Here is a 764-nt window from a genome sequence, read left to right as displayed (position 1 = left end):
ATGCCGAAGGCGGATACTCCGGCTCGGCGGATGCGTTGGCTGCGTGGCCATGGGGTGGTTTCGGTGAGGAGGGCGATGCTGTTGTCGGTCCAGTTGGCTTTGGGTGTGGGCCGGTCGATGTGGAGGGTTTTGGGCAGTGTTTCGTGGCGGAGTGCTTGGATCATTTTGATCAGTCCGCCGATGCCTGCGGCGGCTTGGGTGTGTCCGATGTTGGATTTGAGTGAGCCGAGTCGTAGGGGTTGTGTGGTGGGGCGGTTGTGGCCGTAGGTGGCTGTGAGGGCGTCGATTTCGATGGGGTCGCCGAGGGTGGTGCCGGTGCCGTGGCCTTCGACGGCGTCGATGTCGTGGGGGTGGAGTCGTGCGGTGGTGAGTGCTTGGGTGATGACGCGTTGTTGGGAGGTGCCGTTGGGGGCGGTGAGGCCGTTGCTGGCGCCGTCCTGGTTGACTGCGGTGCCTGGGATGAGGGCGAGGATGCGGTGGTTGTTGCGGTGGGCTTGGCTGAGGCGTTCGAGCAGGATGATTCCGATGCCTTCGGCCCAGCCGGTGCCGTTGGCGGCTTGGGCGTAGGAGCGGCATCTGCCGTCCGGTGAGAGTGCGCGTTGTCTGCTGAATTCGGTGAAGACTTTGGGTGTGGCCATGACGGTGGCGCCGCCGGCCAGGGCGAGTGTGCACTCGCCTTGGCGCAGGGCTTGCACGGCGAGGTGCACGCTCACCAGCGATGACGAACAGGCCGTGTCGACAGTGAGAGCCGGCCCCTCGAAGCC

1 protein-coding gene is annotated in these 764 nt (G+C 65.4%); it reads right to left on the bottom strand.

Annotated features, from left to right (window positions below):
* A partial coding sequence (locus IH09_RS36195; protein ID WP_190233523.1) for a beta-ketoacyl synthase N-terminal-like domain-containing protein occupies positions 1 to 764 on the bottom strand: 764 nt, incomplete at both ends.

Origin of the sequence: Streptomyces celluloflavus, from assembly GCA_000720995.1 — a bacterium.
Lineage (GTDB): Bacteria > Actinomycetota > Actinomycetes > Streptomycetales > Streptomycetaceae > Streptomyces > Streptomyces celluloflavus.
Note: the sequence above shows the minus strand (reverse complement) of the source record. Positions and strands in the feature narration are given on the sequence as shown.